Source organism: Nocardia sp. NPDC019219 (genome assembly GCF_040632645.1).
GTDB lineage: Bacteria > Actinomycetota > Actinomycetes > Mycobacteriales > Mycobacteriaceae > Nocardia > Nocardia sputorum.
In genome coordinates this window covers 47,032-60,123 of sequence record NZ_JBEYCG010000013.1, presented here as the reverse complement: position 1 = coordinate 60,123, position 13,092 = coordinate 47,032, and the positions used below count along the sequence as shown (strand labels likewise).

The 13,092-nt window shown below is 69.5% G+C and carries 15 protein-coding genes; 3 read left to right on the top strand and 12 right to left on the bottom strand.

All coding sequences use genetic code 11. From position 1 onward, the window contains the following. Positions 1-200: 200 nt before the first annotated feature. From ABZ552_RS23115 to uraD, 4 genes are read right to left on the bottom strand one after another with little or no spacing between them, the layout of a single operon-like run. Positions 201-1,559 (bottom strand): 8-oxoguanine deaminase, encoded by a 1,359-nt coding sequence (locus tag ABZ552_RS23115; RefSeq protein WP_281875896.1) that lies wholly within the window; start codon positions 1,557-1,559, stop codon positions 201-203. Beyond that, positions 1,547-2,452: a factor-independent urate hydroxylase gene (gene pucL, locus ABZ552_RS23110; protein ID WP_357439643.1), complete on the bottom strand. Its 906-nt coding sequence runs from the start codon at positions 2,450-2,452 to the stop codon at positions 1,547-1,549. Before pucL ends, ABZ552_RS23115 begins: the two co-directional genes overlap by 13 nt. Positions 2,453-2,458: 6 nt before the next feature. Further along, the gene (uraH, locus tag ABZ552_RS23105) at positions 2,459-2,776 is read right to left on the bottom strand and encodes a hydroxyisourate hydrolase (RefSeq protein WP_281875898.1); all 318 of its coding nucleotides are present in this window, start codon (positions 2,774-2,776) and stop codon (positions 2,459-2,461) included. Then, positions 2,773-3,276, bottom strand: coding sequence for a 2-oxo-4-hydroxy-4-carboxy-5-ureidoimidazoline decarboxylase (gene uraD / locus ABZ552_RS23100; protein ID WP_281916440.1), 504 nt, complete (start codon positions 3,274-3,276; stop codon positions 2,773-2,775). Before uraD ends, uraH begins: the two co-directional genes overlap by 4 nt. 136 nt (positions 3,277-3,412) lie before the next feature. On the opposite strand from uraD, the gene ABZ552_RS23095 reads away from it, so the two are divergent. Both ABZ552_RS23095 and ABZ552_RS23090 read left to right on the top strand, forming a co-directional pair. Then, on the top strand, positions 3,413-4,009 hold the full coding sequence (locus tag ABZ552_RS23095) for a nucleotidyltransferase family protein (RefSeq protein WP_357439639.1): 597 nt from the start codon (positions 3,413-3,415) through the stop codon (positions 4,007-4,009). Positions 4,010-4,022: 13 nt separating this feature from the next. Next, positions 4,023-5,060, top strand: a complete 1,038-nt coding sequence (locus ABZ552_RS23090; protein WP_281875902.1) for an XdhC/CoxI family protein — start codon at positions 4,023-4,025, stop codon at positions 5,058-5,060. Here ABZ552_RS23090 and ABZ552_RS23085 read toward each other — a convergent pair whose 3' ends face one another. From ABZ552_RS23085 to ABZ552_RS23070, 4 genes are all read right to left on the bottom strand, one after another. Continuing rightward, complete coding sequence (locus tag ABZ552_RS23085; RefSeq protein ID WP_357439636.1) at positions 5,061-6,149, bottom strand: ABC transporter substrate-binding protein; 1,089 nt, start codon at positions 6,147-6,149, stop codon at positions 5,061-5,063. It lies immediately after the preceding gene. Between the two features lie 76 nt (positions 6,150-6,225). Further along, entirely contained in the window at positions 6,226-7,023 is a 798-nt protein-coding gene (locus ABZ552_RS23080) for an ABC transporter permease subunit (RefSeq protein WP_281875904.1), read from the bottom strand. A 34-nt stretch (positions 7,024-7,057) separates the two neighbouring features. Next, positions 7,058-7,804 carry an ABC transporter permease subunit gene (locus ABZ552_RS23075; protein ID WP_281875906.1) on the bottom strand — a complete coding sequence of 249 codons (747 nt, stop codon included), beginning with the start codon at positions 7,802-7,804 and terminating at the stop codon, positions 7,058-7,060. A gap of 124 nt (positions 7,805-7,928) precedes the next feature. Beyond that, positions 7,929-8,732: an ABC transporter ATP-binding protein gene (locus ABZ552_RS23070; protein ID WP_281875908.1), complete on the bottom strand. Its 804-nt coding sequence runs from the start codon at positions 8,730-8,732 to the stop codon at positions 7,929-7,931. Positions 8,733-8,885: 153 nt separating this feature from the next. On the opposite strand from ABZ552_RS23070, the gene pnuC reads away from it, so the two are divergent. Then, complete coding sequence (pnuC, locus tag ABZ552_RS23065; protein ID WP_281875910.1) at positions 8,886-9,575, top strand: nicotinamide riboside transporter PnuC; 690 nt, start codon at positions 8,886-8,888, stop codon at positions 9,573-9,575. Between the two features lie 10 nt (positions 9,576-9,585). Here pnuC and ABZ552_RS23060 read toward each other — a convergent pair whose 3' ends face one another. The 4 genes from ABZ552_RS23060 to ABZ552_RS23045 form a co-directional block, all read right to left on the bottom strand. Next, entirely contained in the window at positions 9,586-10,377 is a 792-nt protein-coding gene (locus tag ABZ552_RS23060; protein ID WP_281875911.1) for a DeoR/GlpR family DNA-binding transcription regulator, read from the bottom strand. A gap of 117 nt (positions 10,378-10,494) precedes the next feature. Next, positions 10,495-11,238, bottom strand: coding sequence for a TetR/AcrR family transcriptional regulator (locus ABZ552_RS23055; RefSeq protein ID WP_281875912.1), 744 nt, complete (start codon positions 11,236-11,238; stop codon positions 10,495-10,497). Between the two features lie 90 nt (positions 11,239-11,328). Next, the gene (locus ABZ552_RS23050; RefSeq protein WP_281875914.1) at positions 11,329-12,213 is read right to left on the bottom strand and encodes a carbohydrate ABC transporter permease; all 885 of its coding nucleotides are present in this window, start codon (positions 12,211-12,213) and stop codon (positions 11,329-11,331) included. Then, complete coding sequence (locus ABZ552_RS23045; protein WP_281875915.1) at positions 12,210-13,091, bottom strand: sugar ABC transporter permease; 882 nt, start codon at positions 13,089-13,091, stop codon at positions 12,210-12,212. The genes ABZ552_RS23050 and ABZ552_RS23045 overlap by 4 nt, the downstream gene beginning before the upstream one ends. Position 13,092: the final 1 nt, after the last annotated feature.

Genomic DNA, 13,092 nt, shown 5'->3' with positions numbered 1-13,092 from the left:
TTATCTCGCCACACGACGGCCGCCCACGGGGAACTATCCCCGGTCGACCATTCCGTCCACCACGGCTCCCGCCCGGCCGCTACGAGCCGTCCGAGCCGGCACTGCTTCAGTATCGCTCGTTCCACCTGACCAGGCACGACACCTCGCCCAGTCGGGCAGGTGCGATCTTCGTCAGGTCGGCAGGCGAGCCGCGCGCGCCCTCAACCCGCCTTCGCGAGCAACGCCGCCTGCGCCCGTGCCACCTCGCCGGCGACCACGTCCGTGTCGACCGTCCTGACCTCGCCGTCGCGCACCACCTCGCGTCCGTTCACCAGCAGCGCCGCCAGCGGCGGGGCCGAGCCGAGCACGAGGGCGGTCACCGGATCCTGGATCCCGGCGTGCGCGGCCGTGTCCAGGCGCCACAGCGCCAAGTCGGCCAGTTTGCCCACCTCGATCGAACCGATCTCGGCGGCGCGGCCCAGCACGCGCGCCCCGCCCATGGTGGCCAGTTCCAACGCGGTGCGCACGGTCATCGCGTGCGGGCCGCCCCGGTTGCGCGCCCACAGCAGCGCGTGGCGCGGCTCCTCGATCATCGAACCCGCCTCGTTGCTGGCCGCCCCGTCGACACCGAGACCCACCGGGACGCCCGCGCGCACCAGGTCGGCGGTGCGGGCGACGCCCGCGCCGAGCCGCGCGTTCGACGTGGGGCAATGCGCCACGCCGGTGCCCGTTTCCGCCATGGCGTCGATCGCGTCGTCGTCCAGGTGGACGGCGTGCGCGTACCAGACGTCGGGACCGAACCAGCCGAGCCGCTGCATGTACTGCGCGGGCGTGCAGCCGAAGGCCGAGGCGCAATAGTCCTGTTCGTCGGCGGTCTCGGCGAGGTGGGTGTGCAGCCGGACCCCCGTCGCGCGGGCCAGCGCCGCCGACTCGCGCAGCAGGTCCGGTGTGACCGAGAAGGGCGAGCACGGCGCCAGCGCGATCCGCAGCATGGCGTCGAACGACGGGTCGTGCCAGCGCGCGACGGCCTCCGCGCTCGCGGCGAGGATGTCGTCCAGGCGTTCCACCAGATGATCGGGCGGCAGCCCGCCCGCACTCGCCCCCAGGTCCATCGAGCCGCGACAGGGGTGAAACCGCAGACCGACCCGCGCCGCCGCGGTGATCTCGGCGGCGAGCGGGTCACCGCCGTCGCGGGGGAACACGTAGTGGTGATCGGTGGTGGTGGTGCACCCGGTGGCGGCGAGGGCGGCGAGTGCGCCCGTGGCCGCCACGCGGACCGCGTCCTCATCGATACCCGCCCAGACGGGGTAGAGCTTTCCCAGCCACTCGAACAGCGTGTGGTCGGTGGCCAGGCCCCGGGTGATCCATTGATAGAGATGCTGATGGGTGTTCACCAGCCCGGGCGTCAGCAGGCAGCCGCGCCCGTCGATGCGCCGCGCACCGCCCACTTCCGGCGGGTCGCCCGCGCCGACCGCGTCGATCCGGTTGCCGCGCACGACGACGTGGCCGCTGACGTACTCGGTCCCGTGCGGGTCCACGGTCGCGACGGCGCAGTCCGCGATGACGGTCACCTGGTCCACGCGAGGCCCGCTTCCGGCGCGTCGGCACGTGCCACGGTGGCGTGGATCAACCCGTAGGGCCGGTCGTCGGCGTGGTACACCTCGCCGCGGTTCTCGATGCCGAAGCGGGCCAGGTCGTACTCGAAGTGATGCTTGTTCGGCGCGGCGAGCCGGATCTCGGCCAGCACCGGGTAGGCCGCCAGCGCGGCCTTGCCCATTTCGAACAGGGTCTGTTGCAGTGCCTTCGAGTGCAGCGTCGCGAAGGTCTCCACCAGCCGCGCCCGCACGCCCGCGTAGACCTCGTCCCAGTCCACGCCCGTGCTGCTCGCGAACCGCCATTCGGCCACCAGCGCGGTGGCCAGCATCCGATCATGGGTCGGCGCGAGCACGGTGAAGTCGTCGGTCAGGAAATCCGCGAACTCCGAGCCGGTCGACTTGAGGATGGTCAGGTCCTTCACCCCGCCGACGACCCAGGCCCGTCGTTCGTCGCCGCTGCCGGTCACGGTGACGGCCGCGGTGCGCACGTCCGGCCCGCTGCGCACCCAGGTGTGGTCGTGCTCCACGCCGCCGACCGACACGCGCCGCCAGGCGTATTGGTCGACCTCGACGCGCGCGCTGCGCACCGGTTCGATGTCGGCGACGAAATGATCGGCCAGCGCGAGCGCGTAGTCCTCGATGGCTCGCAATCCCGGCTGCTTCGCGAAGGCGTAGGCCGTCTGCTTCTGCGTGTCGGTGGGCAAGACCTTCGCCTGGTCGCCGGACACGTACGCATCGGCGAAATCACCGCGCAGCACGGTGGACACGTTCACGTCGCGGATCTCGTGCCGTGCGCTCCGCCGGTAGATGCGGACGATCCGGTTCTCCGCCTTGCCGTATCTGTGGCCGGTCAGCTCGATCGGTCCGGTCAGTTCCATGCTCGCTCAGCTCCCTCGATAGGTGGAAAAGGCGAAGGGCGACAACAGCAATGGGACGTGATAGCGCCGCTCATCGGTCATGGTGAACGTGATGCTCACCTCCGGATAGAAGGTTTCGACCCCCTGCCTCGTGAAGTAGGCGCCGGTGTCGAACACCAGCCGATAGGTTCCCGGTTCGAGCGCTTCGCCCAATGCGCGGATCCGCCCGTCCGCGCCCGTTTCGCCCGAATCGAGCTGGCGCGCCTGCTGGTACAACGTCACCGTGACGCCCGCGGCGGGCGTACCCCGCACCGCGTCCAGCACGTGGGTGCTCAGCGCGCTCACGACAGCTCCGCCAGCAGCGCGCGCAGCCGGATGCGGTTGATCTTGCCCAATTCTGTTCGCACGACTCGCCTTTCGGTTTCGGGATCATTGCGCAACCGGGCGGTGAGCAGCGCGAGCAGCTCCTCGCCCGACTTTCCGCTCGCGCACACCAGGTAGATGTGCCCGAACCGTTCCTCGTAGACGCGGTTGCCCTCGGCGAGTGCCGCGCGTACCGCTTCGTCCGCTCCCGCCACCCCGGCCTGCTCCCGCGCCGAGGCCGTGGAATGCGGCCGCTCCCCGATCCTGGGATGACCCGCCAGCGCCAGCTCGAGTTCGGACTCCGGCAGCAGCGCCGACAGCTCCTCCGCCGCGTCGAGCAGCGCCTCGACCCGCCGGTACGGACGGCCTGCGACCACCGACCGCGCGAAGCCCGGCGCCGAGCAGCAGCGGAGCACCGCCTGGTAGGCCGCGTCGTCGGACAGCGCGTCGAACGCCGCGATACCGGGTCGCCGATCCGTCATCGGACCAGCATCGAATACGACCCCGCGAGCCGCCACCGGAAGGGGTCGGATCGCTGTCGGCGTGTCGCTCCCGGACGCGCCTGAGCACCGGGTTTCCCATCGTGCGGCGCAGACCGGCCGGTATTACCGTTTACGCATGGCCGACCCTGATCGCTCCGCCGTCGCACCGTGCGCCGGCGTCGTGCTCGCCGCGGGCGCCGGAACCCGCTACGGAAAACCCAAAGTGCTCGCCGAGGGCGGCGCATGGTTGCGAGCGACGGTCACCGCGCTGCGCGACGGGGGCTGCGACCCGGTCATCGTGGTGCTCGGCGCGACCGGCCCCACGCCGCGGATCGTCGAACTGCCGCCGGGGGTGCGGCACGTCTGGGCGGCGGACTGGGCCACCGGTCTGAGCGCCTCGCTGCGGGCGGGTCTGATCGCCGCGTCGAGCACGCCCGCGCGCTACGCCGCGATCATGCCGGTGGACACCCCCGATGTCGGCGCCGACGTGGTCGCCCGGGTGCTGAACGCCGCGCTGGCGGCACCCGGCGGCCTGGCTCGTGCTGTGTTCCACAACACACCGGGCCACCCCGTTGTTATCGCCCACAAGCACTGGAACGCGGTGTGCGGGGCGGCGGCGGGAGATTCCGGAGCCCGGACATATTTGACCGGTAGAGACGATATGGTGTGCGTCACGTGCGACGATTTGGCGACGGGCGTCGATCGTGACTTCCCGGCCACGACCGCACGGTGATCGGAGCTAGCTGATGCGGGACATCGTCGACGACCTGTTGCGGGTGTGGCACTCGGGCCGGACCGGCGGACTTGGCACCATCGTGCGCACTGTGGGCGCCGCCCCCTTGCCGGTGGGCTCCGCGATGCTGGTCGATCCGGACGGGGGCGTCTACGGATCGGTCGCCGCGGGCGGGCTGGAGGAGATCGCGTACGAGGCGGTGCTCCAGGCGGCGCGCACCGGCCGGCGCGCGATGCACCGCTTCGGCGTGGCCACCGGCCTGGAGGCGGGCGCGAACGGCGAGGGGATGATGGACGTCTTCACCGAACCGTTCTCCCGAAGACACTTCCCGGAGTTCCCGGATGTCGCCGCCGAGATCGCGGCGCACCGCAGGGTCACCGTCTTCACGGTGGTGTGGAACTCCGATGCCGACCTGATCGGCCAGCACCTGATCACCGACAAGAAGCACGCCACCGAATTGGTGGCGCTACCGGATTCGGACGTCTTCGTCTCCTCGTTCGCCCCGCCGCCGCGCCTGATCATCTTCGGCGCCAATTCCTTCGCCGCCGCACTCACGGTGCAGGCCAAGCTACTCGGTTACCGAGTGACCATCTGCGACTCGCGCCCCAATTTCGCTACGCCGGACTCCTTTCCCGGCGCCGAGGTGGTGGTGGACTGGCCGCACCGCTACCTCAACACCCTCTCCGCGGCCGGAGAGATCGACAGCAGCACGGCCATTGTCGTGCTGTCGCACGATCCCACCTTCGAGATCCCGCTCCTCACCGTGGCGCTACGACTACCCGAGCTCGGCTATCTCGGCGCCATGGGCTCGCGCCAGGTGCATATCCGGCGCATCGAGGATCTCCAGGCAGGCGGTTTCGGCCCGGAGACGCTCGCGCGGCTGCATTCGCCCGCCGGATTGGACATCGGCGCGCGCACCGCGCCAGAGATGGCCGTGGCGATCGCCGCCGAACTGCTGGCCGCCCGCGCCGCGCAACCGGCGCGACCGGCCGACCCATACAGCGGCGAGATCCCGATCACGCCGCGAACCGCTGTGGGACTTGGTATCTGATCACTTCAGGCCGGGATTCTCGGCGTAGACCTCGCGCAGCACGGACAGATCGAACAGCTGCGCGGCCTTGATGTCGATCTTCGCACTGCGGAGCGCGGCGACGTTCTGCTCGATCAGCGCGTCGGTCATGGAGAGCAAACCGTTGGCGGCCGTGTCCGCCGAGACCACCAGATCGTTCTGCGCGACAGCCTCTTTCGTCTGCTCGGCCAGGTCCAGCTTCTGATCCTTGCCGTACACCTCCACCGCGAGCCGCGCCGATTCGGCCGGATCCGCCACCGCGTCCTTCCACCCCTTGATCTCGGCGGCCAGGAACGCTTTGAGCTTGTCACGCTCCTTGTCGATGGTGGACTGCGCGACCGTGAGCGTCTCGGCGACCAGCGGCAGGTTGTAATCGGCGAACAAGAAGTGCGCCGTCGGAAAACCCTTCGCCGCGAGCGTGATCGGTTCGTTGGTCACGTAGCTGACCCATCCGTCGACCTCACCGTTGGCCAGCGGCGTGGGGTCGAATTGCGCGGGCACGATGGTGACGTCGCCCGGCTTCATCCCGTTGGCGGTGAGCAGCGCGGTGAAGATCAGCTGGTTGGTGTCCTGCACACCGATCTTGCGGCCCTTCATGTCCTCGGGCGTCTTGATCGGTTTCGCCGCGGAGGACACGATCGCGAACGGGTTCTTCTGATACGTGGTGGCGACGATCTTGGCGGGCAGGCCCTCCAGGATCGCCGGTGCGGTGGTCTGTGGCGCGGACAACCCCAGCCACACCTTCCCGGTGTCCAATCCGGCCTCCACCGACGTGCTCGCCGCGCCGCCCGCGATCAGGTCGACCGAGCCGAAACCCGCCTCTTTGAAATAGCCTTTCGAATCGGCGAAGTATTCGCCCGCGAATTCGATGTTCTTCAACCAGGACAGCTGAACCGCGACGCCGCCGTATTTCGAGCCGTCCGCGGTGGTGCCGCCGGACGAGTCGCCGGAGCTTCCGTCGCAGGCGGCCAGCGCCCCCGCGCCGCCGAGCGCTGCGCCGGCGAACGCGGAGTAACGGAGAAACGAGCGTCGGTTCAGGTGCCCGAACGTGGAGCGGTGCGCGGGTGTCATGGGCCGAATCTAGGGGCAGCGCGTTTCATTTTCTTTACTTTGGCGTTCCGGGCGAGGAATTCGCCGGTCTGTTCGCTCAGAGTCGTCCGGCTTCCGGGCCGAAGCGGGCGAGCACCAGGTTCTCGACCACGCCGACGATCGCGTAGAGCGCCACCGAGACCAGCGTGACGATGACGATCGAGGCCCACAACTTGCTGTACTGGAACGTCGGGATCGCCCGGATCAGACTGGCGCCCAACCCGGTGCCGCTGCCGAGCCATTCCCCCAGCAACGCGCCGATCAGCGCACCCGGCACCGAGATCCGCGCGGCGGCGAACACCGAAGGCAGCGCCGCGGGCACGGCCACCATGCGCAACCCGGTCCACCGTGAACCGCCGTACGCGGTCACCAGTTCCAGCGCCTGCCGCGGCGCGTTGCGCAAGCCCGCCATGATCATGACCAGGGCGGGGAAGAACACCACGATCGCGGCGAGCACGGCGACCCCCGCCAGACCACGGCCGAACACCAGCACGATGATCGGCGTGAGCGCCACCAGCGGCACCGAGCGCAGCAGCATCGCCACCGGGAGAAAGGTCTGCTCGACGGCGGCGAACGACACGAACAGCGCCGCGACCACCAGCGCGGCAAGCATGCCCGCGCCGAACCCGATGGCCGCGTCGCGCAGCGTGATCTGCAGATCGTCCAGGATCGCCTGCCGCGCGGCGGCGGCGTTTGGCGCGGTCACCAAGTAGCTCCAGATGTCGCCGGGCGTCTTGCCGACCCGCGGCCCGACCTGCGGGAACGCCCGCAGGAAGACGTACCAGATCACCAGCATCAACAGCAGCGAGGTGGCCAGCGGGAACAGGAAGATCCCGATGCGTCGCAGCAGTTTCATCGGGCGTCCTTCCCGTGCCGGCCCGGCCGGACGTTCATCGTGCTCCCTGCGCGGTCCACGGCGCGGCCAACCGTGCCGCCAGCGCCACCAGCGCGTAACCGAGCCCGGCCAGCGCCGCGGCGGCCAGCGCCATGCCCCAGGTGCGCGGCACGTTGTAGGAGGTCTGCGCGGCGGTGAGCGCCACCCCGATCCCGCTGTCCACGCCACCGAGGTACTCGCCGATGATCGCGCCGAGCACCGCCGACGGCGCGGCGATCTTCAACGCCGCGAACGTGCTGGGCAGCGCCGCGATCGCCCGCACCCGGTACAGCTGCTGCCAGCGTCCGCCGCCATAGGCGCGCACCAGATCCAGGCTGGTCCGGTCGGCCGAACGCAACCCGGCGACGGTGCCGACCATCGTGGTGAAGAAGCAGTACATCGCCGCCAAGAACACCGTGGGGGTGCGTCCGCCGAAGACCACCAGGATGATCGGGCCCAGCGCGAGCAGCGGCGTGCAGTAGCTCAGTATCGCCAGCTGGGTGGCCAGCGACTCGATCGGCGGCACCAGCACGATCAGGACGGCGAGCGCGATGGCCAGGCCGTTGCCCCAGACGAACCCTTGCAGCGCGCCGAGCGCGGTGATCCGGAAGTTGGGGCCGTACAGCTCCCATCCGTCGGTGTACATGGTGTGCAGCACCTGCCATGGGCTGGGTACGGTGCCGCCCGCGACCTCGAACGCCGCGAGCGCCCACCACACCGCGACCAGCCCGAGCACGCCGAGCACACCGCCGAAGCGCTTCATGCCGTGTCTCCCGTCCGTCGCACGCAGCGTGCGAAGAGATGCCGCCGCATCGGCCGGATGTGCGCGCTCGACCGCTGCCCGCCCGGTTTGCCGTGGCGCGGGCAGCGTTCGGGTCGGTGCTCGTTCATGCGACGCCTCCTTTGCCCGCGGTCCCGAACAGCAGCTCCGACAGATAGTCGTGCAGCTTGTGGAATTCCGGCGTCCGCATCATCTCCGGCAGCCGCGGGCGCGGAAGATCGATCTCGACCAGTTCCAGCACCCGCCCCGGCCGGGGACTCATGACGGCTACCACGTCGGAAAGGAACACCGCCTCCGCGATGCCGTGGGTGACCATCAACGTCGTCGCGGGCTTCTCGGTCCAGATCCGTAGCAACTCCAGATTGAGCCGCTGCCTGGTCATGTCGTCGAGCGCGCCGAAGGGTTCGTCCAGCAGCAGCACGGCAGGCCGCACCACCAGCGCCCGCGCGATCGAGACGCGCTGGCGCATGCCGCCCGACAGCTGCGCGGGCTTGGCCTTCTCGAAACCCTCCAGCCCCACCAGCCCGATCAGCTCGTCGATCTGCCCCGGCTCCGGCCTGATGCCCGCGACTTGCAAAGGCAACGCGATATTCGAGGCCACCGACCGCCAAGGCAGCAACGCCGAATCCTGGAACGCGATGCCGAGCGCATGCCTGCCGCGCAGCTCGCCGGGCGTCGCGCCGTCGATCAGCGCCGTGCCCGCGGTCGGCGTCTCCAGGCCCGCCAGGATGCGCAGCACTGTCGACTTGCCGCAGCCGGACGGGCCGAGCAGCGAGAGGAACGCGCCCTGTTCGGTGTGCAGATCGACACTCGCCAACGCCTGCACGGTCTTCCGCCCGACCCGGAAGGTCTTCGTCAATCCGCTGAGATGAATTCCGGTCCCCCCGGCGGTACCGCTCTCCGTGCTCATGACGGCCACGATAAGAGCACCCCGTTGCACGGACATTGCGAATCGCGCCGCCAGATTGCGCAATCGTTACGGTCCGCACCGCGGCTGCGAGGTGGATTTCGATCGCGGCGATCCGATCGGATGAGATACGCCCCGCGGCGGGTTACACGACAGGTGAACCCGATCATCACGCTGCTCGACGCCAAGCTGCACGTCGCGGGCTCGGAGATCCTCTGGCGCGAGGTGATCGGCAACGGCTTCGGTTTGGCGTCCGCGATCGGCGGCATGCGGCGGCGCGTGTGGGCCTGGCCGGTGGGCATCGCCGGGAACGCCCTGCTGTTCACCGTGTTCGTCGGCGGCGTGTTCCACACCCCGCAGCAGCTGAACATGGCGGGACAGGCCGGACGCCAGCTCATGTTCGTCGCGGTCAGCGTCTACGGCTGGTGGAGCTGGTACCGCCACGCGGCGCGGGAGACCGGTTCCACCCATCGCGGCGTCGACCCGCGCTGGGCGAGTACGCGCGAACGCGTGGTGCTCGTGGCCGCGATGCTCGCGGGCACGGCGGTGTTCGCTCAGATCTTCGCGTGGCTGGGTTCGTACGGTCCGTGGGCCGAGGCGTGGATCTTCACCGGCTCGGTCCTGGCCACCTACGGCATGGCACGGGGCCTGGCCGAGTTCTGGCTGATCTGGATCGCGGTAGACCTGGTCGGCGTTCCACTGCTGCTGCGGGCGGGCTACTACCCCTCCGCCGCCCTGTATCTCGTCTACGCGGGCTTCGTGGCCTGGGGATTCCTGGTCTGGCGGCGCGGCATCCGTCCCATCGCCGAGGCTTCGCGACCGCTGACGTCGGCCACGGCGAAGTAGGCCCGGGCGGCTACACCACGTCGACCCGCACGCCCGCCGCTCGGATGGCCTCCACGGCCGCCGGATCCGCGCCGGTATCGGTGACCAGCACCTGCACCTGCTCGATGCCGCAGATACGAGCCAGCGCGGTGCGCTCGAGTTTGTCCCCGGTGGCCACCACGATCACCCGGCCGGAACGCCGCACCATCTCGGTGGTGACCCCGGCCTCGTCGATGTGCCTGCACTGGGCGCCGCCCGCCACGGAGATCGCGTTCACGCCGAGCACGAGATCGTCGAGCCGCAGTTCGGCCAGCGCCCGTTCGGCCAGTGGCCCGTGCAACTCGTAGGATTCCCGCCGGGCCACACCGCCGAGGACGATCGTGCGCATGTGCGGCCGCAGCACCATCTCCCCCGCGATGTTCAGCGCATTCGTGACGATGGTGAGCTGCTCGTCACCAGCCGATCCGAGATCCGGGCGCCCGGCCAGCGATCTGGCCACCGCCGTGGTGGTCGTGCCGCCGTTCATCCCCACCACCGCGCACGGATCGACCAGGGACGCGGCGTGTTCGGCGATGCGCTGCTTGGCTTCGCCCGCACTCTGCCGATAACGGGCGGGCAGGTCATAGGCCACCGAGGTCGCCACCACACCGCCGTGCGTCCTGGTGGCCAGCTGCTGTTGGGCGAGCGCGGTGAAATCGCGGCGCACCGTCGCGGCGGACACGCCGAGCCGGTCGGCGGCCTCCTCCACCGAGAGCCGCCCGGATTCGGCGAGCAGTTCCAGCAACCGGCTCCACCGTTGCGGACGATCCGTGGGTCCGGTCATCTCACACCGGCCCGGTCGCGCGGGAAACCTGCTGTTTCGGCGAACACGCGAACAATATGACCACACCCCCGTGCCGGCCGTAGCGATCTCCCACGACCGGAGCCGGTCCGGTCCGGCTCAAGACACATCGGCCTCGACCGCGGGTCTCTCCCGAAGCACCGGTGTGGCGGGGAGATGTCCGGCCAGATCCCCCGTCGACGGATCGACCCGCGGGTGCGAAAGGCCGGAATGCACGAAATAGGCGATCTCCGAGCAGATTTCGTCCAGACTCACCGTCGAATCCGGCGCCGTGCTCTGCACCAGTTCCTGAGCGAGGGACGTGACCGCGCCGATCACCGCCAGCGCGAAAAGATCGAAGCGGCGCGGACCGGTCTCGCCGCGGCCGACGGCGCGCTCGGCCTCGCTGATCAGCAACGCCGACAGCAAGCGGCGCTGCTGCCTGCGCCACTCCTCCACTGCCGCGCTCACGCCGACCACCTCGACATAGCAGACTCGCGCCCGCCGGGCATCGGCACACGTGACACCCAGGTACGCGCGGAAACTCGCCACTATGCGCACGGGCAAGGGCTCGTTCTCGGTCGCCGCCAGGGCCGCGAGCGCGTACTCCAGCGCGCGGGAGGTGATGCGATTGCCCAAGGCGATGAGCAGGGCCTCGCGGCTGCCCATGTCCTCGTAGAAACTGCGCGTGGAGACGTTCGCCAGGGCACAGAGGCGTTCGATCGAGGTGGCCGCGTAGCCCTGGGTGCCGAATAGTTCGAGGGCGGCATCGATGAGGCGGGTCTGCCGCTGGGCAACCCGCTGCTCCTTGGACAGCCCGCCGTAGCTGCGACCGTCCTTGGGTCCGTGATCCCGCCGTGTCACCGTTCGATGCTACCGCGCGGCTACCTCCCGCCCGCGCGTGCGACGGTGCGGGCGTGGCGATTCCGTCCTCCGCGCGGTCCGGCGCGGGCACTATTTCACGCTACCCGCGGTCAGTCCCGCCACCAGGCGCTTCTCGATGACCGCGAACAGCAGCACCACCGGGATGATGCCGACGGTGGAAATCGCGAACACGTACTGCCACGCGGTGTCGTACTGACCGACGAACTTGGTCAGCGCCACCGACAGCGGTTGGTTCTCCGGCGTGGTCAGCACGACCAGGCTGGCGGCGAATTCGTTCCAGCACGCCACCAGCACGAAGATCGTCGCCGTCACGATGCCCGGCCAGACCAGCGGCAGACTCACCCGCAGCAGCGTCTGCGCGCGGCCGAGTCCGTCGAGCATGGCGGCCTCCTCGATCTCGACCGGGATCGCGGCGAAGAAACTGTGCAGGATCCACACCGCGAACGACAGGTTGAACGCGGCGTTCACCAGGATCATCGCCAGCCAGGTGTCGTTGATGCCGAGCGCGAAGAACTCCCGGATCAACCCGGTGACCAGCACCGTCGGCTGCAACATCTGGGTGACCAGCACCACCCCGAGAAACACTCCGCGCCCCGGAAAGCGGTGCCGCGCCGTGTAGTACCCCGCCGGGATCGCCACGGCCAGCACCAGCGCGGTGGCGCACACCGCGATGATGATCGTGCTGGCCAGGTTGAACGGCAGGGGCGTCTCCGGGGTGTCCCACATGGTGGCGTAGTTGTCCGGATGCCAGGAGCGCGGCAGATATGTCGGCGGAATGCGCAAGATCTCGGCCCTGCTCTTCAGCGAACCGAGCACCATCACGAGGAACGGCAGCAGGAACACCGCCGCGAGCACCACGCCGACCGCGGTGAGCTCCCAGCGGCGTCGCGCGGGCACCGCTTCGACGACCGGCGTCGCGGTTTCCCGTTCGAGCACCTCCACCTGCGCCGTCACCGGTCCACCTCGCGAGTCGGGCGGACCAGCTTCGCGTAGATCGCGATGACGACGATGATCAGCGCGAAGTTCAGCACGCTCATCGCGGCGGCCGTGTCGACCTGCTGGTTCTGCCGGATCAGTTTGAACGTCAGGGTAGTGGTGGTGTCCGCCGAGAACCCGGCGATGCTGCCGGTGATCACTTGCAGGATCGGCAGCGAGTTGAACACGTTGATGATGTTGACGACGGTCGCCACCGCGATCGCCGGACGCAGCTGCGGCAGGGTGAGATAGCGGTAACGCTGCCACGCGCTCGCGCCGTCGACCCGCCCCGCCTCGTCGATCTCCGCCGGAATGGATTGCAGCCCGGCCAGGATCGTGTAGGTGGTGAACGGCACCGACACGAACACCGCGACGCCCATCGCCACGAGGAACGCCTGCGTGGGCTGCTTGGTGAACCCGTAACCGCGGTCGAGCACACCGATGTCGACCAGGAACCGGTTCGCGATGCCGACGTCGGGGTCGAGCATGTAGTAGAAGATCGTCGTGGTCATCACCACCGACGCGGCCCACGGCACCAGGATCGCCATTCGCACGGCGGTGCGTCCGGGGAAGTCCTTGCTCAGGAACTGGGCCAGCGCCGCGGACAGCACCAAGGTGACCAGCACGACGCCGACCACCCAGACCACCGTGTGGACCAGCACCGAGCCGAGTTCCGAGATCCCGAACAGTGCCCGATAGTTGGCCAGCCCGGCGTTGCCGCGGTCCTGGCCGTAGGCGCTGAGGTCCCTGGTGCTGGTCCACACCATGTAGCAGGCCGGGAAGGCGACGACGGCCGCGATCAGGACCAGCGACGGCCCGATCCACGGCAGCGCCGCCGGCAATCCTCTGCGCCGCACG

Bases quoted from the DNA above. Each gene is read 5' to 3' on its own strand.
- pucL (WP_357439643.1), bottom strand. From the start codon at position 2,452: ATGGAACTGACCGGACCGATCGAGCTGACCGGCCACAGATACGGCAAG.
- uraD (WP_281916440.1), bottom strand. From the start codon at position 3,276: ATGACGGATCGGCGACCCGGTATCGCGGCGTTCGACGCGCTGTCCGAC.
- ABZ552_RS23095 (WP_357439639.1), top strand. From the start codon at position 3,413: ATGGCCGACCCTGATCGCTCCGCCGTCGCACCGTGCGCCGGCGTCGTG.
- ABZ552_RS23090 (WP_281875902.1), top strand. From the start codon at position 4,023: ATGCGGGACATCGTCGACGACCTGTTGCGGGTGTGGCACTCGGGCCGG.
- ABZ552_RS23085 (WP_357439636.1), bottom strand. From the start codon at position 6,149: ATGACACCCGCGCACCGCTCCACGTTCGGGCACCTGAACCGACGCTCG.
- ABZ552_RS23080 (WP_281875904.1), bottom strand. From the start codon at position 7,023: ATGAAACTGCTGCGACGCATCGGGATCTTCCTGTTCCCGCTGGCCACC.
- ABZ552_RS23075 (WP_281875906.1), bottom strand. From the start codon at position 7,804: ATGAAGCGCTTCGGCGGTGTGCTCGGCGTGCTCGGGCTGGTCGCGGTG.
- ABZ552_RS23070 (WP_281875908.1), bottom strand. From the start codon at position 8,732: ATGAGCACGGAGAGCGGTACCGCCGGGGGGACCGGAATTCATCTCAGC.
- ABZ552_RS23060 (WP_281875911.1), bottom strand. From the start codon at position 10,377: ATGACCGGACCCACGGATCGTCCGCAACGGTGGAGCCGGTTGCTGGAA.